This is a genomic window from Sanguibacter sp. Z1732, from assembly GCF_051020515.1.
Lineage (GTDB): Bacteria > Actinomycetota > Actinomycetes > Actinomycetales > Beutenbergiaceae > CALKWS01.
Window position 1 is genome coordinate 1,005,467 of record NZ_CP194857.1, and the last position, 16,636, is coordinate 1,022,102.

Annotated in this window: 15 protein-coding genes; 12 read left to right on the forward strand and 3 right to left on the reverse strand. The window is 70.6% G+C overall.

All coding sequences use genetic code 11. The annotated features are described in order from the left end of the window. The first annotated feature begins 93 nt into the window (after positions 1-93). From ACRRRO_RS05465 to ACRRRO_RS05490, 6 genes are all read left to right on the forward strand, one after another. Positions 94-1,431, forward strand: coding sequence for a hypothetical protein (locus tag ACRRRO_RS05465; RefSeq protein WP_424786548.1), 1,338 nt, complete (start codon positions 94-96; stop codon positions 1,429-1,431). Positions 1,432-1,556: 125 nt separating this feature from the next. Next, positions 1,557-2,240, forward strand: a complete 684-nt coding sequence (locus ACRRRO_RS05470) for a hypothetical protein (RefSeq protein WP_434081184.1) — start codon at positions 1,557-1,559, stop codon at positions 2,238-2,240. Then, positions 2,233-2,655 carry a hypothetical protein gene (locus tag ACRRRO_RS05475; RefSeq protein WP_434081185.1) on the forward strand — a complete coding sequence of 141 codons (423 nt, stop codon included), beginning with the start codon at positions 2,233-2,235 and terminating at the stop codon, positions 2,653-2,655. Before ACRRRO_RS05470 ends, ACRRRO_RS05475 begins: the two co-directional genes overlap by 8 nt. An 87-nt stretch (positions 2,656-2,742) precedes the next feature. Then, entirely contained in the window at positions 2,743-2,952 is a 210-nt protein-coding gene (locus ACRRRO_RS05480; protein WP_434081186.1) for a hypothetical protein, read from the forward strand. 89 nt (positions 2,953-3,041) lie between these two features. Then, complete coding sequence (locus ACRRRO_RS05485) at positions 3,042-3,254, forward strand: hypothetical protein (protein WP_434081187.1); 213 nt, start codon at positions 3,042-3,044, stop codon at positions 3,252-3,254. After that, positions 3,248-4,705, forward strand: coding sequence for a patatin-like phospholipase family protein (locus tag ACRRRO_RS05490; protein ID WP_434081188.1), 1,458 nt, complete (start codon positions 3,248-3,250; stop codon positions 4,703-4,705). Before ACRRRO_RS05485 ends, ACRRRO_RS05490 begins: the two co-directional genes overlap by 7 nt. Before the next feature lie 41 nt (positions 4,706-4,746). On the opposite strand, the gene ACRRRO_RS05495 is transcribed toward ACRRRO_RS05490, so the two are convergent. Together ACRRRO_RS05495 and ACRRRO_RS05500 are read right to left on the reverse strand one after the other, a co-directional pair. Continuing rightward, positions 4,747-6,147, reverse strand: coding sequence for a sensor histidine kinase (locus ACRRRO_RS05495; RefSeq protein WP_434081189.1), 1,401 nt, complete (start codon positions 6,145-6,147; stop codon positions 4,747-4,749). A gap of 12 nt (positions 6,148-6,159) precedes the next feature. Next, positions 6,160-6,861, reverse strand: coding sequence for a sensor domain-containing protein (locus ACRRRO_RS05500; RefSeq protein ID WP_424797462.1), 702 nt, complete (start codon positions 6,859-6,861; stop codon positions 6,160-6,162). A gap of 117 nt (positions 6,862-6,978) precedes the next feature. On the opposite strand from ACRRRO_RS05500, the gene ACRRRO_RS05505 reads away from it, so the two are divergent. From ACRRRO_RS05505 to ACRRRO_RS05515, 3 genes are all read left to right on the forward strand, one after another. After that, on the forward strand, positions 6,979-7,650 hold the full coding sequence (locus tag ACRRRO_RS05505) for a response regulator (protein ID WP_424797461.1): 672 nt from the start codon (positions 6,979-6,981) through the stop codon (positions 7,648-7,650). Positions 7,651-7,798: 148 nt separating this feature from the next. Then, a complete protein-coding gene (locus ACRRRO_RS05510; RefSeq protein WP_424797460.1) occupies positions 7,799-8,548 on the forward strand; it encodes an HAD family hydrolase in 750 nt (249 codons plus the stop codon). Then, positions 8,545-11,892, forward strand: a complete 3,348-nt coding sequence (locus ACRRRO_RS05515; RefSeq protein ID WP_434081190.1) for an arginase family protein — start codon at positions 8,545-8,547, stop codon at positions 11,890-11,892. Before ACRRRO_RS05510 ends, ACRRRO_RS05515 begins: the two co-directional genes overlap by 4 nt. A 32-nt stretch (positions 11,893-11,924) precedes the next feature. Here ACRRRO_RS05515 and ACRRRO_RS05520 read toward each other — a convergent pair whose 3' ends face one another. Next, positions 11,925-12,449 (reverse strand): O-acetyl-ADP-ribose deacetylase, encoded by a 525-nt coding sequence (locus tag ACRRRO_RS05520; RefSeq protein WP_424797457.1) that lies wholly within the window; start codon positions 12,447-12,449, stop codon positions 11,925-11,927. 236 nt (positions 12,450-12,685) lie between these two features. Between ACRRRO_RS05520 and ACRRRO_RS05525 the strand changes: the two genes are divergently transcribed. The 3 genes from ACRRRO_RS05525 to ACRRRO_RS05535 all read left to right on the forward strand — a co-directional run bounded on the left by ACRRRO_RS05525 (position 12,686) and on the right by ACRRRO_RS05535 (position 16,635). After that, entirely contained in the window at positions 12,686-13,864 is a 1,179-nt protein-coding gene (locus ACRRRO_RS05525) for a Gfo/Idh/MocA family protein (RefSeq protein WP_424797456.1), read from the forward strand. Between the two features lie 76 nt (positions 13,865-13,940). After that, the gene (gene hutH, locus ACRRRO_RS05530; RefSeq protein ID WP_424797455.1) at positions 13,941-15,500 is read left to right on the forward strand and encodes a histidine ammonia-lyase; all 1,560 of its coding nucleotides are present in this window, start codon (positions 13,941-13,943) and stop codon (positions 15,498-15,500) included. A gap of 112 nt (positions 15,501-15,612) precedes the next feature. Next, positions 15,613-16,635, forward strand: coding sequence for an iron ABC transporter substrate-binding protein (locus ACRRRO_RS05535; protein ID WP_434081191.1), 1,023 nt, complete (start codon positions 15,613-15,615; stop codon positions 16,633-16,635). Position 16,636 lies beyond the last annotated feature (1 nt).

The window sequence follows — 16,636 nt, forward strand, 5'->3', positions numbered from 1 at the left end:
CCCGCCACAATGGTTCGCACGCTACTGCGGGCGCTACCGGCGCGGAATGGGGAGAGGTACCCATCAGCACCGCGATCGCTACAGTGCGTTCCCATGCGCACGGTACGGAGCATCGGCAATGCCGCCTTGGCCGTGTGGCTGGCACTGGCGCTCACCGTGGCCCGGATCGCCCCGATCGCGCTGATGTTCGCGCTCGTCGCCGTGCCCTACCGGGTGGCGGGGACGTTGGTGGTGATCGTCGGCGTGGTGCTGGTGGTGCACACCGTCTCGGCGGCCCGCGCAGCCGTGCTGGATCGTGGCGACCACCAGGCCCTTCCCGACGACGACTACGTGGTGCAGGTGGCCGAGGAGGCCCGTGCACAGGGCCTGCCGGTGCCCACTGTGCTCCACCTGGAAGGCCGGTCGGACCGCGCACAGGATCCCGTGACCATCCGCGGATGGCGCTGGTGCTTCGTTCTCACCCCTGCCGGGGTGGACCCGCGGGACCTGGTCCATCAGGTGGGCCCCGACCTGCGCGATGGCACCGCCAGGATCCGGGTGCTGCTGTGGGCCTTCGATCTGGCGGTCACCGACTGGCGGGTGGTCCTGCGGATGATGGCCACCCCGTTCCGCAAGGGCGTGCGCACGGACCTACGCCTGTACCTGTTCCCGCTCCTGCTGTTGTCGCCGCTGGCCCTGACCGGGTACCTCATTGCTCGGGTGCTCGGCGCGGTCACCGGGATGCTGCTGCCCCGCCGGTTCCGCCGCGCCATGCCCGCGCCCGTCTCGGCCGGTGTCCGGGCCGAGCCCGGCAGCCATGATCCCGCCCTGCCCGAGGTCGGGCCCAGCACACCGAACTGGCGGCGCGTCCCCGACCTGCGCCCGATCGAGTCCCTGCTGGGTCCCAGCGCCCGCGTGATCATCGCGCTGCTGGTCACCCTCCCCGGGACCTACCAGGGCCTGGGTGTCCTGCCCGCTGAACGCACCGCATGGGCCTGGGAGGAGGGCCCCGCGTGGGCGGAGGTGGTCGATGTGGTCCATACCGAGCGCTCCGACGGACTGTTGGAACAGTTGGGGATCCGGCACAACTCGACGTGGCGCCCGCAGGTCGCCCTGCCGGACGCCTCACATGTGTGGCTGGCGGAGGGCACCACCCCGGTGGAACCGGGTGAGTCGATCCAGGTCATGTCCTGGACAGCCGTGGACGGTGAACACCACCGCCACCCGCGGCAGACGTCATGGACCCGGTACATCGTGATGAGCCTGCTGATGCTGGGGGCTTCGGTAGGCCTCTCGCTACCGTTCGCGACCTCCTTCCCCACGCTCCTCGGGCTAGCGGGCAACATCAGGCTGCGCCGGCTCGACCATGACCAACGCGTGCTGACCGGCCGCCGGCACCGTCGTCGCCGGCCCTGGAGCCGCCTCGGCAAACGGTTCGCAGACCTGCTGTGAGCGCCGAAGCCCGCCGGGATGGCCGGCGCACCGATGTCGCGACCCCGGGTAGCAGTCCGGGGCCGCGGCACGCAGACTGCTGGGTAGGGGAAGCAGCGCCGCACCGAGGCAGGACGGAGTGATCCATGGGCTGGGACCGCGAGCAGGCACGGCAGGTCAAGGCGCAGGCAGCCGACTACGTGACCGACCTGGTCGGCCATCTGGACGTGACGATGGCCCACCGCTACGGAGGGTCCACGATCGGGACGATCCCGGGGCCGGCCACCGTGGGGATCGCACTCGGCCTGGCCCCGGCCGCCGACGGTTCCTACCGGTTGGCGCTGCGGTACCGGCTGGGCACCCCGACGGCCAGGATGGCCGCCCGCCGCCTGAGCGAGCAGTTCGGGCCGGACCTGGACGTGCGGCACACCGGCAGGGTTCGTGCGTGGCCCGGTCCCGCACTGGCCGGGGTGGGGTTGCCCCGGTCGATCGCAGCCGAACTGACCGAGCGCACCCGGCCGTTACGGCCCGGACTGTCGGTTGCGCACACCGGTGTCAGTGCCGGCACGCTGGGGGCGTTCGTGCGCCACGAGGGGGCTGTGCACGTGCTGTCCAACCACCACGTGCTGGTCGGGGAGGCCGGAACGCTCGGTGATCCGGTCGTGCAGCCCGGCCCTGCCGACGGCGGCACGGATCCGGCCGACCGGATCGGCGCCCTGGCAGGGCTGGTCGACCTGGTGCCCGGTCAGGTCGCCACGGTCGACGCCGCCATCGCCGCCCTCGAGCCGGACCTCGCAGCAGAGGCTGTCACCGCCTACCCCGGTGTGTGAGCTGACCGGCACCACGCAGGTGGACGGCGGAGAGCAGGTGGCTAAGATCGGGCGCACCACCGGGCTCACCCACGGCGTGGTCACCGCGATCGAACTGGATGGTCTGCTGGTGGACTTCGGCCCCGGCCTGGGCACGCTGGCCTTCGACGGCCAGATCGAGGTGGAGGGCACCGGGGCGGACGCCTTCTCCGCCGGCGGGGACTCCGGATCGCTCGTCTACCTCATCGAGGAGACCTCAGCGGTGGGGCTGCTGTTCGCCGGCAGCACCGGCGGGGGGAGCGCCGGGCAGGGGCTGACCTTCCTGAACCCGATCCAGGAGGTCCTGACCCGTCTGGATGTCTCCTTGTTCGCCAGGGACGACGGCGCACAGCCAGCGGCCCCGGACCGGCACCGTGGAGAGGGAGCGGGACCGTGACTACCGGATCGCCCCGAGGCGACGAGGCGCCGGCCGGGGTCCCTCGAGCGCAGGCGCACGAAGCGAAGGAAGCGCTCGGGGGCCGCCTTGGCCGATGAACCGGGTGTGTGCGGGCTGGGCCTGGGCCGGGCCGACGACGGCGGGTGGGTCGTGGTGGTCAACGTCGCCGGCGTGGAGGTCGGTTCCCGTATCCCCAGCCGCGTCGGGGCGACCCCGGTGCTGACCCGGGTGACCGGCACGATCCGCGCGGCCGGCGAGCCCGGCCGCGCCACCACGTGCGGGAACAGCGACGAGTGACCGCCGGTGGGCGATCCGCGCGGGCCGGAGAGGCGGGGGTTTGAAAAAGTCCGGGCCGCCGGTGGCGGCGGTTCCGTACGCTGGACCGTGTGAGTGACTCCGCGATGTACCGCCTGCGCACCCGGCTTGCTCGGTGGATCGACCCGGACACCCTTCCCGCTCCGAGCAGTTCGGGGACCGTATCCCCCGGCTCCGCCGGCACCGGCACCGCCCTGGTCATTGCCGGCGGTGGAGCCCGGTCCAGTTTCGAGATCGGCGCACTGAAGTACCTGTACCGGCATCAGAGTTGGACCCCGTGGTGATCAGCGGCACCTCTGCCGGCTCTATCCTGGCCGCGGTGCTGGCCCAGCACTCAGACGCCGCGGACCAACTCCGGGCGCTGGAACAGATGGAGGAGATCTGGGCGCAGATGCGTCAGTCCTCGGACATGTTCGCCGAGCAGGAGTGGTTCACCGCTCTGCGCGAGCACATCCCCACCTGGCGCAAGGTGGTCGAGTTGCGTCAGCGGCGGGCCAACCGCGCCTCCCTGGCCGCGGGCCTGGCGGACCTGCTCGCCAAGCCACGGGAGGCGGTGGCCCGGATCACCGGAGACCGCGAGAACGGGGAACAGCCGTCGCACGCTCACGGCACCCACGGTCCCGGCCGCGGCCAGGTCGCCGAGGCTGCGGCCGTGGAGGTGGCCGCTGCGGCGAGGATCACGCCCGCGGCCGGCACGGAGGAGGCCGCACCGGCGACCGAGATCAACACCGGTACCGACACGCCACCTGAGCACGAACGGCACTGGAGCCCCGCGCACGCACTGGAGACCCTGAGCACCCTATGGGAGGCCGGCCGCTCGAGCACCGATCTGGAGTTCATCCTGCGCGGCGCCCAGCAGCAACGCTCCGCCTTCCGCCCCGGCACGATCGTGGACCGGCTGCTGGACCCGGAGGTGTTCTCGGCCGAGCGGCTGGGCCGATCCGCACTGGACCTGCGCGTAGCGGTGGTCGGCCTGGAGAGCGGGGAACTGCGGTACATCGACCAGCACGGGCGCCTTCGGGACAGGTCCGACGCCGTGCTGGCCGACCTGCAGCCGGTGGGCATGTTCGAGGCGGTGCTGGCCTCCTGTTCGATCCCCGGGGTCTTCCCCCCGGTCCCGCTGGCCGGTGAGCACTACATCGACGGCGGGGTACGCGAGAACGTGCCGGCCGCCATCGTCCTGGACCGCGGGGACGTGGACCAGTGCTTCGTCGTCGTCGCCGCTCCCGAAGGGGTGGCCACCATGTCGGACTTCGCGCAGAAGGACCTGATGGAGATCCTGATGCGGTCCACCGCGCAGATCGGTCCTGATGAGATCCAGCGTGACGAGGTCCGGTACGCCCGCGAACGCGGGGCGGTGGTGATCCAACCGGAACTGGACATCCACGACATGGTCACGATCGACCCAGGGCTGGTCTCCATCGCGATCGACTACGGCTACCTGCGCGCTGCGGACGTCTGCGAGGCGGCGGAACCGGCCCGGCAGGAACGCACCCGCAACGTGATCCAACTGCGCCGACTGATCTGGACCAGTGAGGACGAGGCGTTCGGACCCGACGCCACCGGCGAGCCGACCATCGAGGACATCGCGGAACTGAAGATCCAGTTACGGGACCTGATCGCCGATCCCGGGTCGGCGCACCTGCCTCCGTCCGCCGACCAGTGGTGGCGCACCTGGGAGCGGCACCCGTTCGCCATCGAGGCCACACCCACCTGGTCCGGCGCACTCCGTTAGGCACCCGGCGTTCCAGGGCTCGCGTGAGGCCGTGAGCCACCTCACGCAGGCGGGGACTGGCCCTCGATCGCGTCGGGCGCTCCTGCGCCGTGCAGCGGCAGTTCGGCGTGCACGCTGAAGCCTCCATCGGACAACGGGCCGGCGTGCAACCGGCCGCCGGCGAAGGTGGCCCGCTCGCGCATCCCGCGTAGCCCGAAGCCACCCGCACGAACGTCGGCCGAACCATCGCCGGGCGGATCGGACGGAGCAGGACTCGATGCGGCGAAAGTACCGGGCCGAGGACCGTGGACCACCGATCCGGGGTTGCGCACATCGATCACCAGCACGTCCTGCCCGACCTCGATCCGCACGTCCACCGGCGCGCCGGGAGCGTGCCGCACGGCGTTGCTCAGGGCTTCCTGCACGATGCGGTAAGCACTGATTCCGGTCACGTCCAGGACCGCCTCATCGTCCAGATCACCTTGGACGTCGAACGACACGACGGCGGCACTGCGCCGGACGTTCTCGATGAGTTCGGGGACCCGACTCAGCGTGGGCTGCGGTGCCAACTCCTGCTCGGCGTCCTCCTGCCGCAGGACCGCGAGCAGGTCGCGCATCTCGACCAGGGCGGTGCGGGCGGACTCGGTGATCTGATCGAGTTCGGTCCGTACCTCCTCGGTGACTCCCTCGACCCGGTAACGCAGGGTGGAGGCCTGGATCGAGATGATGGACAGGCTGTGCGCCACGATGTCGTGCAACTCCCGGGCGATACGTGTGCGTTCCTCCACCAACTGACGCCGTTCCTGTTCCGCAGCGGTGCGCTCCTGCTGCGCGAGCAGTTCGGCCCGGCTCATCAACGACTCCCGGATGAGGACCCCGAAGGTGGTCACCAGGGCCAGGACCGAGGCAGCGGTGAGCAGGTTCGGAAGGATCGGTCGCCACTCGTCGCGCACCAGCGCCACGACCGTCGCGCACAGTCCCGGCACCACCACGGCGAGCAAGCTGCCCACCATCGCGTAGGGCCAGCGCTCCCGCAGCGCCAGGATTGCGCACAGCAGCAGCGATGTGATCACCAGCGAAACCACCGGGATCGGCCAGGGGAACACCTCCCGGCCCATCGTCAGCACTGTGGTGCCGCCGAGGGCGATGGTGGACAGTGCCACCGCAACCTTGGGGCGCTTCAGCGCAACCGGCAGGCTCACCGCGTGCAACATGGAGGCCACCAGGGTGAGGGGGACGAATGCACGGTACAGCGTGGGCATCGTCGCCGCGTTGACCGCCAGGGCCACCAACCCGGAGAGCCACACGAAGATGGTCAGCCACTGGCTGGAGAGCAAGCGCGAGCCCGGGTGCGGGATCGCGCTGTCGAACCACCGCGGAACCACCCGGTCCTTGTTGGGCTCACGCGTGCCCGTCCACCCGTCATCGAGGGAACGCTGGGACGCCGATTCCTGCTCAGTCATGGCCGCTCTACGCTACCGCTGAACCAGCAGCGCCCGACTACTCACCGCATCGAGGGACACCAACAACCGCACCAGGGCCGGCGTGGTCAGCAGCAGCACTGCGCCCAGCACGCCGTGCACCAGGGAATCGGCCAGGTGTGCGTGGAAGGGCACCTGCGGCGCCAGGAGCGGCAACAGTAGCGAGGCCAGACCCTGATAACCGGGCACAAACACCGACCACAGCCAGGAAGTCACCCCGCCGACGCCGGCCGCCAACCACGAGGCGGCGACGACGACGGTCGCCGTCCGCAGCGGCAACGCCACCACGACCGCATGCGTCATGTCCCGCCATAACTGCGGGTCGGCCACCATCCGGACCAGCCGCACGGGCCCGGTAGCCGACTGCCGGTACCGGGGGGCGGGGAACGAGTCCCCGGTGGTCCGGTCCAACAAGTCGCGCCCCTCCCGCGCGAAGCCGCTGGCGAGAAGCAGCGTGAAGCCCAGGATGGGGACCCCGGCCCAGGTCACCGCGGTGGCCAATCCGAGAGCGAACAGCGGCACCAGCAGGACGAAGCCCAGTACCGACAGGACGAAGGCGGTCAGGAGGTGGGCAAGGCCCCGAAACGTCCCCGTCCACGAGAACCGCGCCCACGCCGGACGGGCTGCCGGTGACGGCGCATCCGGAGTGGTGCCGTGTACCGGGCTGAGCGGAAGTTCGGTCTGAAGGGTCTGCACATACCGAACGTACGAGTAGGGGGCGTCGATGGCATCACCCTACGGAGCCACATCCCTGCTCATCCTCTGGGGTGATCGCCGGATACAGTCGACCCATCCCAACCGATCGGAGGACGGATGGCCACCGCCGCGATTCGCGTGCTCATCATCGACGACCAGGCGATGGTGCGCGCAGGCTTCGGCGCCCTACTCGATGCCCAGGACGGGATCGAGGTGGTCGGTGGGGCAGATGACGGGATCTACGCCGCCGACCTGGTCCGCGAGCACGACCCGGACGTGGTGCTGATGGATGTTCGGATGCCCAGGGTCGATGGTCTGGAGGCCACCCGGCAGATCGCCGCCCTGACCGACCACCAACCCCGGATCATCATCCTGACCACGTTCGACCTGGATGAGTACGTCTTCGACGCCCTGCGGGCCGGTGCCAGCGGATTCCTGCTCAAGGACGCCCCGGCCGAGGATCTGATCCACGCGGTGCGGGTGGTGGCCGGCGGGGAGGCCCTACTGGCTCCCTCGATCACGCGATCGTTGATCGCCGAGTTCGTCTCCCGACCGGCGCCCTCGGGCCCCGACGTCAAGGAACTGGCCGATCTGACCGACCGGGAACTGGAGGTGATGAGGTGGGTGGCGCGCGGTCTGTCCAATGGCGAGATCGCGTCCGAGATCTTCGTCGCCGAGCAGACAGTGAAGACCCACGTCAGCCGGATCCTCACCAAACTAGGGTTACGCGATCGCACCCAGATCGTGGTAGCCGCCTATGAGTCCGGCGTGGTCCAGCCCGGCTCCTGATCCGACCGGGTCACTCCGGAGTATCCCCTCGCGCCGCGCACGGCCTGACCGGCGCCGCGGCGCCCGTCAGTGCCGCGGCGACACGCCCGGCACCGGCACGCCGGGCCCACTTTCGAAACCACCCGTGGTGGGCGATAGCGTCAGGGACATGGCAGTCTCCCCCTCATCGCTGGCTCGGTTGGGCCTACCGGTGTCGATTCGCGCGGCCCTGTTCGATATGGACGGCGTGCTGACCCAGACCTCAGCCCTGCACCGCAGCGCCTGGAAGGCCACGTTCGACCCGATCCTGGCCGCGGCTGGGCAGGAGGAGTTCACCGAGCGGGAGTACGCCGCGCACGTGGACGGACGGCGACGGTATGACGGGGTGCGCGCGTTCCTGAGCTCCCGCGGCATCAGCCTGCCCGAGGGTAGCCCCGCCGACCCTCCCGTGGCGGAAACCGTCTGCGGCGTCGGGAACCGGAAGAACGTTGCCGTCACCCGTGCCCTGGCAACCGAGGGTGTGCAAACCTTCCCCGGCACCGTGGCCTACCTCGAGGCCGTGCGCGCCGCCGGGCTCGCCACGGCTGTGGTCACCGCCTCGGCGAACGGGCAGGCTGTACTGGAGGCCGCAGGGCTGGGCGGACTGCTGGACGGACGCATCGACGGTGTGATCGCGGCGGAGCGCAACCTGCCCGGCAAGCCCGCTCCGGATACCTTCCTGGCCGGTGCCGACCTGCTGGGGGTCGCGCCCGAGCACACCGTGGTGATCGAGGATGCCATCGCCGGAGTGCAGGCCGGGCGTGATGGTGGCTTCGGCTACGTGATCGGGGTGGACCGGTTGAACCAGCGGGCCCAGCTGTCCCGGGCCGGCGCCGACGTGGTGGTGTCCGACCTGGCCGAGTTGATGGAGCAGGCATGATTCAGCACACCGCGCCGAACCCGTACGAGATCGACCCGTGGCGGGTGACCTACCGCGGCCTGGACGTGGACAACCTGGGCCAGTTGGAGTCGCTGTTCTCCCTGTCCAACGGGCACATCGGGTTGCGCGGGTCCCTCGACGAGGGCGAACCCCAGCACCTGCCGGGCACCTACATCAACGGCGTTCACGAGGAGATCCCGCTGCCCTACGCCGAACGGGGATACGGCTATCCCGAGGTCGGTGAGACTCTCCTCAACGCCACCGATGGCAAGTTGATCCGGCTGATGCTGGGGGACGCCCCGTTCGACATCCGCTACGGGCACCTGCTCAACCACGAGCGCACCCTGGACATGCGCGCCGGCACACTGAACCGGAACACCACCTGGGTGTCCCCGAACGGCAACACCGTCAAGGTCAACTCCCAGCGGTTGGTGTCCTTCACCCAGCGCTCGGTGGCAGCGATCTGCTATGAGGTCACCGCCCTGGACGAGGACCTGGTGGTCGCGCTGCAGTCGGACCTGTTGGCCAACGAGCCCGGCGCCACCGCCTCCCGTGACCCGCGCGCCGGTGCACTGCTGGAGCGCCCGTTGACCGGGGTGCTCGCCGCCGCCCGTCAGGCCCGGGCCACGCTGGTGCACACCACGAACCGCTCGGAACTGACGTTGGCGACAGCGATGGATCACATCATCGAGGTGCCCGACGAGTCCCACGAGACCATTGAGGCAGCCGGGGATCTGGCCCGCTACTCGGTCACCGCCCGCCTGCCCGCCGGTTCCACCCTGCGGCTGATCAAGTTCCTCGGCTACGGCTGGTCCCACCGCCGCTCCGCGCCGGCGCTCCGCGACCAGGTCGAAGCCGCGGTGTCCGTGGCCCGGCTGACCGGCTGGAAGGGCCTGCTCGCCGAGCAGGAGGAGTACCTCGATGAGTTCTGGAACCGGGCGAACGTCGACATCGAAGGGGACACCGGCCTGCAGCAGGCGGTGCGCTTCTCCATGTTCCACGTGCTCCAGGCCGGGGCCAGAGGTGAGGGGCAGGGCATCGCGGCCAAGGGCTTGACCGGCCTGGGCTACGACGGGCACACCTTCTGGGACGCCGAGACGTTCGTGCTACCGATGCTGACCTACACCGTGCCGCACGCGGTGCGCGACCACCTGCGATGGCGGCACACGATGCTGGACCAGGCCCGGGAACGAGCCCGGGAGTTGAACCTGGACGGGGCAGCATTCGCCTGGCGCACCATCACCGGGCGGGAGTGTTCGGGGTACTGGCCGGCCGGGACCGCCGCTTTCCACATCAACGCCGACATCGCCGATGCCACCGCCCGTTACCTGGCAGCGACCCAGGACGTCGACTTCGAGGCCGAGTTCGGTGTGGAACTGCTCGTGGAGACGGCACGGTTGTGGGCCTCGCTGGGGCACTTCAGCGAGGACGGCTTCCACATCGACGGGATCACCGGGCCGGATGAGTACACCGCGGTGGTCAACGACAACTTCTTCACCAATGCCATGGCCCAGCGCAACCTGCGTGAGGCCGCCTCGGCGTGCGAGCGCCGGATGGAAGTGAGCGCCCTGTTCGGGGTGACCGAGCAGGAGCGGGAGGCATGGCGCCGCGCCGCGGACCAGATGGCGCTGCCCTACTCCGAGGACGCCGGCGTGCACGAGCAGTCCGAGGGCTTCACCGATGGTGACGAGTGGGACTTCGAGGGCACCAAGGCGTCCCAGTACCCCCTGATGCTGCACTTCCCGTACTTCCAGCTCTATCGCAAGCAGGTCATCAAGCAGGCCGACCTGGTGCTGGCCATGCACCTGCGCGGTGACCTGTTCACCCCGGAGGAAAAGGCGAAGAACTTCGCCTACTACGAGGCGCGGACCGCCCGGGACTCCTCGCTGTCGGCCGCCACGCAGGCGGTCATGGCCGCCGAGACCGGCCACTTGGAACTGGCTTACACCTATTGGTCCGAGGTGGCGTTCGTGGACCTGGGGGACCTGCACGGGAACGCCCAGCAAGGCCTGCACATCGCCAGCATGGGCGGGGCGTGGCAGGTGGCGGTGGCCGGTTTCGGGGGGATGCGCGATCACGACGGCAAACTCACGTTCGCGCCCCGGCTGCCGGAGAAGCTGACCCGGATCCGGTTCCAGATGACCTTCGCCGGGCGGGTGATCCAACTCGACACCCGTCGAAACGGTTCATCCTCCCCGGAGGAGACCACATATGAACTGCTCGAGGGCCCGGCGATGCGCACCTGGCACCACGGGGAGAAGGTCCGCCTGGAGGCGGGGCGCCCCGTCACCCTGCCCGTCCCGCCCCCCCCCGGGTGGAGCCCGTGCGCCAACCCTTCGGCCGCGAGCCGCTGCACCGACGCGAACTCAACCCCCGGCCGGAGATCTGAGCGCACCCGGCGCCGGGCCGGCTACGGCGCCGGCCGGTACTTTGGCCGGATGAACCTGTCCCACGACCCCCACTGGCCCAGGGCCGGCCGGTGGGGCCCGCCCGAGGGCGATTGCGACGTCGTCATCCTCGGCCTGGGCACCCACCGCACGTCCCTCTCCCCTACCGGTGCGCACGCCACCCCGGCAGCGGTCCGCGCCGCATTGCAGCGCTACAGCACCGCCCTGGCCGATGGCACCGACCTTGCTTCACTGCGCATCGCCGACGCCGGCGACGTCCCCGAGCCCGACGGCGAGGGGGAGGCCGAGGCGGTGCGCGCGGTGTCCGTGGCGGCCGGGCAGGCACGCCTGCTGATCGCCCTGGGTGGGGACAACGCGGCCACCGTCCCGGCTGCACTGGGAACGTGGGGCAGCCGGGCCGGAAGCGCCGGACTGGTCACCCTCGACGCCCATCACGACCTGCGCGACGGGGTCTCGAACGGGTCCCCGGTGCGGCGCCTGATCGAGGAGGGTGGCCTGGACGGGCGGCGCGTGGTCCAAATCGGTATCTCCGACTTCGCCAACTCCGCCTACTACCGAGCGCGTGCGAGGGAGTACGGCATCACCGTGATCGACCGGGACGAACTGCACCACACCCCGATGGCGGAGGTCATGGACAGGGCGCTGACCATCGCCTCCGGTGGCGCCGGTCCGGTGCACGTGGACCTGGACGTGGACGTGTGCGACCGGTCGGTGGCACCAGCGTGCCCCGCCTCGGTGCCCGGCGGTATCAGCGCCCACGACCTGCGCGTCGCGGCCCGCTCGGCGGGGGCCCACCCAGCCGTGCGCTCGGTGGATATCACGGAGGTCGATGCGACCGCGGACACCACCGACCAGCGCACCGTGCGCCTGGCGGCCCTGTGCGTGCTGGAGTCCGCCGCCGGGTTGGCCGCCCGACGGCGGGGGGTCTCGGCGTAACCGCGCTGCGTGCCCGGCCCGGACGGACCGGCTCAGGTCGAGCCGCCCGCCAGGGCGGCTTCGAAGTGCCCCAGGACGTCCCGGCTGAACAGCACGAACCGCACCTGGGTGATGGCGTCGTCGTCGGCCAGGAACGCTCGCACCGCGCTCACGCCGACCCGGGCCACCTGCTCCGGATCCCACCCGTACACACCGGCGCTGATCGCCGGGAAGGCCACCGAGGTGGCGCCCACGCCCGCCGCCTGGCGCAACGAGTTGGTGAAGCAGGCGGCGAGCAGATCCGGGTCCCGCTGGCCGCGGTGGCGGTTCGGGCCCACCGTGTGGATCACCCACCGGGCGGCCAGGTTCCCGGCACCGGTGACGACCGCCTCCCCCACCCCGAGGCCGTCGGGGAGAGCCGTGTCGCGAAGCCGGCGGCACTCGGCGAGCAGGTCCGGCCCGGCTGCGGCGTGGATCGCGCCGTCCACCCCACCACCGCCCAGGAGTGAGGAGTTGGCTGCGTTCACGATGGCGTCGACGTCCTGCGCGGTGATGTCCCCGTGATGTGCACTGAGCATGGTGAGCGACCTCCCGGTACTGTCGGCGATGGGACCAGCGTGCCAGGACCAGCACCGGCGAACCAGCGGCCGCCGCGGCCCGGGCGCACCACCGGAGGCGGCCGAGGTGATCGGCTTCTGCGCGTCGAGCACGCCGGTTGCAGCACCGGGCCGAGATCATCGCACGGCGGTTGGAGCATCACGAAGGAACCGGGCCGGTCGCCGCCAGGAGAAGTGACGCAGCGAAGGAGAGATGGATGGTCGTCCGCGTAGGCGTGGTCGGTTACGGATTGCGGGGCAGCATCGCCAGGGAGGCCCACCGCCCCGGTGCAGGCTCGGTCGTCACCGCGGTATGCGACCCCAGTGAGCGCGCGCTGGCCGAGGCTGCCGAGGCGTTCGGCGAGGTGCTGCTGACGGCGGACCTGGAGGAGTTGCTCACCTCCGACGTCGACGCCGTCATGGTGCTCACCCCCGACCACCTGCACACCGCCCCGGTGCTGGCGGCGTTGGAGGCGAAGCTGCCGGTGTTCTGCGAGAAGCCGTTGACGGTGGACCTGGCCGAGGCCGATCAGATGCTGGCGACCGCCCGCCGCACCGGGACACGGCTGTACGTGGGACACAACATGCGACACCTGCCGGTGATCACGCTGATGCGCTCCCTCATCGAGCAGGGCCGCATCGGTGCGGTCAAGGCGATCTGGTGCCGGCACTTCGTCGGCCACGGCGGGGACTACTACTTCAAGGACTGGCATGCCGACCGGTCCAGGAGCCACTCCCTGCTGCTGCAGAAGGGCGCCCACGACATCGACGTGATCCACTGGCTCGCCGGCGCACCGGCCACCCGGGTGCAGGCGATGGGGGCGATGAGCGTGTACGCACACAACCCCGACCGCACCGATCGCAGCGGGCAACGGATGACCGACTGGTGGTCCCTGGAGAACTGGCCGGCCACCGCCCACACCGGACTGAACCCGGTGGTGGATGTGGAGGACCTCTCGCACGTCCAGCTCGCACTGGGCAACGGGGTGCTGGCCACCTACGACCAGTGCCACTACACCCCCGACTACTGGCGAAACTACACGGTGATCGGCACGCACGGACGCATCGAGAACATGGGCGACACACCTGGTTCCCAGGTGCATCTGTGGAATCGACGCCACCAGGGCAGCGCACCACCCGATGAGACGTTCGAGGTGCCCGCGGCCGGGGGCGGTCACGGCGGGGCGGACCGCCTGCTGGTCGATGAGTTCCTCCGGTTCGCCGTCGAGGGTGGCATCACCTCCACCTCCCCGGTCGGCGCCCGCGATGCGGTGGCCGCCGGCATCATGGCCACCCGGTCGCTGCGCGAGGGTAGCGGCGTCGTGGAGGTGCCCGCCCTCGATGCCGAACTGGTCGACTACTTCGCGGCCGGGCAGCCCGGTCCGGCGGGAGAGTAGGCGAAGTGACCGGCCGCCCGGGCCGGCGAGCGGCGGACTCGCCCACGCAGGTGGCCGGGCGTGATGGGATAAGCCCATGCACGATGCACCCATCGCGAACGCGGTCACGCTCGGCACCATCCCGCTGAGCGTTGACGACGTGGTGGCCGTGGCCCGCGACGGCGCCCCGGTCCACCTGCCGCCCGAGGTCCTGACCGAGGTCGCCGACAGCCGCCGGCACGTGGAGTCACTGGTGGACGCCGAACGGCCCCACTACGGGGTCTCCACCGGGTTCGGGGCCCTGGCCACCACCCACATCCCACCCGAACGGCGCACCCGGCTGCAGCAAGGGCTGATCCGCTCCCATGCGGCCGGCACCGGACCGGAGGTGGAGACCGAGGTGGTCCGTGCGCTGATGCTGCTGCGCCTGGCCACGCTCGCCTCGGCCCGCACCGGCGTGCGCGAGAGCACCGTGCGTGCCTTCGCGGACCTGCTCAACGCCCAGTTGACGCCGGTGGTGCACGAGTTCGGGTCGCTGGGCTGCTCCGGCGACCTCGCCCCGCTGGCCCACGCGGCGCTGGCCCTGATGGGCGAAGGCACCGTGCGCACCCGGGACGGCCACGCCCATCCGGCACGCACCGCACTTCTGCGCGCCGGTCTGGCACCGGTCGAACTGGCCGAGAAGGAGGGCCTGGCGCTGATCAACGGCACCGACGGGATGACCGGCACACTGGCCCTGGCCTGTGCCGACCTGAGGCACCTGCTCCAGGTCGCCGACGTCGCGGCGGCGATGAGCGTGGAGGCGTTGCTGGGCACCGACGCAGTCTTCGCCGCGGACCTGCAGGCGTTGCGCCCGCACCCGGGACAGGCGGCCTCGGCCGCGAACCTGCGCACCCTGATGGCCGGCTCCGGCATCGTGTCCTCCCACCGCGGCCCGGACTGTTCCCACGTGCAGGACCCCTACTCACTGCGATGTGTTCCCCAGGTGCACGGGGCCGCCCGGGACACCCTGTCCCACGCGCGGGGTGTCCTCGAGGTGGAACTGGCCTCGGTGATCGACAACCCGGTGGTGACCCTGGACGGGCGGGTGGAGTCCAACGGGAACTTCCACGGCGCCCCGGTCGGTTACGTGCTGGACTTCCTGGCGATCGCCGCCGCCGACGTCGCGTCGATGAGCGAGCGGCGCACCGACCGCTTCCTCGACACCGCCCGCAACGCGGGCCTGCCGGCGTTCCTGGCCCAGGATCCGGGCGTGGACTCCGGGCTGATGATCGTCCAGTACACCGCCGCCGGGATCGTCTCCGAACTCAAACGCCTGGCCGTCCCGGCCAGCGTGGACTCCATCCCCTCCTCGGCGATGCAGGAGGATCACGTCTCGATGGGATGGGCCGCGGCCCGCAAACTGCGCCGCGCCGTGGACGGCCTGCGCCGGGTGCTCGCGATCGAGATCCTCACCGCCGCACGCGGCATGGACCTGCGCCGGCCGCTGCAGCCGGGCCCGGCCACCGGTGCAGCCAGAGGCGTACTGCGGGCCGCCGGCGTCAGCGAGCCCGGCCCGGACGAGCATCTCAGCCCCCAGATCGAGGCGGCCCACCAGGTGCTCCTGGACGGTTCCCTGCTCACCGCAGTGAGCGAGGTCACCGGTTCCCTGGCCTGAGCACCTCCGGCACGGCTTCCCACCACCGTCTAGTAAGGTTAGCCTTACTTAAGACATGACCAGTCGGGCCCCCGATCTCAGGAGAACAGACGCGATGCCTCTCAGAGCACCCATGATGCGCACATGGCTGGCACCGACCGCGATCGCCGGACTGGTCCTGGCCGGGCTGACCGCGTGCGGCTCCGGTGACGGCTCGGACGAGGAGTCCCTGACCCTCTACAGCGGCCGAAACGAGGCCCTGGTGCAGCCGGTGCTGGACTCCTTCACCGAGGAGACCGGGATCGAGGTCTCGGTGCGGTACGGCGGGACTGCGGAGATGGCTGCCCAACTCCTGGAGGAAGGGGACCGCAGCCCCGCCGATGCCTTCCTCGCCCAGGATGCCGGCGCGCTCGGGGCGCTCGCTGCCGATGGACTGCTGGCGCCGCTGCCACAGGACACGCTCGACCTGGTCCCCTCCGCCTACCGCTCCGCCGACGGCACCTGGGTCGGGCTGACCGGCCGCTCCCGGGTGCTGGTCTACAACAAGGACGCGGTCAGCGCCGAGGAACTGCCCGAGTCCGTCTTCGAACTGACCGAGGAGCAATGGCGGGGCCGGGTGGGCATCGCACCGACCAACGCCTCCTTCCAGGCGTTCGTCACCGCGATCCGCCTGATGGAGGGCGACGACGTGGCCCGGCAGTGGCTCTCGGACCTGGCTGCGAACGACCCGCAGCTCCGCGAACGCAACGGCATGATCGTCGCGGACGTGGACGCGGGGGTGTTCGACGTCGGGTTGGTCAACCACTACTACCTCTTCGAACAGGCCGAGGAGGAGGGCGTGGAACCGGAGGACCTGGATGTGGCCCAGCACTTCTTCGCCGGCGGTGACGCCGGCGGCCTGGTGAATATCTCCGGGATCGGCGCGCTGGGTGGGGAGCCCTCACCGGCCGCCCAGGAACTCATCGACTACCTGCTCAGCCCCACCGGGCAGGAGTACTTCCGCGACCAGACCCACGAGTACCCCATGGTCGAGGGCATCGAGGCCGACGAGGAGTTGCCGCCCCTGACCGGTCTGGACCAGCCCGGGATCGACCTGAACGACCTCGACGACCTGCAGACCACCGTCGAGATGATCAGTGAGGCGGGATTGTCCTGAC

Excerpts from the sequence above, each read along its gene's own strand:
- ACRRRO_RS05465 (WP_424786548.1), top strand. The coding sequence starts at position 94 with ATGCGCACGGTACGGAGCATCGGCAATGCCGCCTTGGCCGTGTGGCTG.
- ACRRRO_RS05470 (WP_434081184.1), top strand. The coding sequence starts at position 1,557 with ATGGGCTGGGACCGCGAGCAGGCACGGCAGGTCAAGGCGCAGGCAGCC.
- ACRRRO_RS05495 (WP_434081189.1), bottom strand. The coding sequence starts at position 6,147 with ATGACTGAGCAGGAATCGGCGTCCCAGCGTTCCCTCGATGACGGGTGG.
- ACRRRO_RS05505 (WP_424797461.1), top strand. The coding sequence starts at position 6,979 with ATGGCCACCGCCGCGATTCGCGTGCTCATCATCGACGACCAGGCGATG.
- ACRRRO_RS05510 (WP_424797460.1), top strand. The coding sequence starts at position 7,799 with ATGGCAGTCTCCCCCTCATCGCTGGCTCGGTTGGGCCTACCGGTGTCG.
- ACRRRO_RS05515 (WP_434081190.1), top strand. The coding sequence starts at position 8,545 with ATGATTCAGCACACCGCGCCGAACCCGTACGAGATCGACCCGTGGCGG.
- ACRRRO_RS05520 (WP_424797457.1), bottom strand. The coding sequence starts at position 12,449 with ATGCTCAGTGCACATCACGGGGACATCACCGCGCAGGACGTCGACGCC.
- ACRRRO_RS05525 (WP_424797456.1), top strand. The coding sequence starts at position 12,686 with ATGGTCGTCCGCGTAGGCGTGGTCGGTTACGGATTGCGGGGCAGCATC.
- hutH (WP_424797455.1), top strand. The coding sequence starts at position 13,941 with ATGCACGATGCACCCATCGCGAACGCGGTCACGCTCGGCACCATCCCG.
- ACRRRO_RS05535 (WP_434081191.1), top strand. The coding sequence starts at position 15,613 with ATGATGCGCACATGGCTGGCACCGACCGCGATCGCCGGACTGGTCCTG.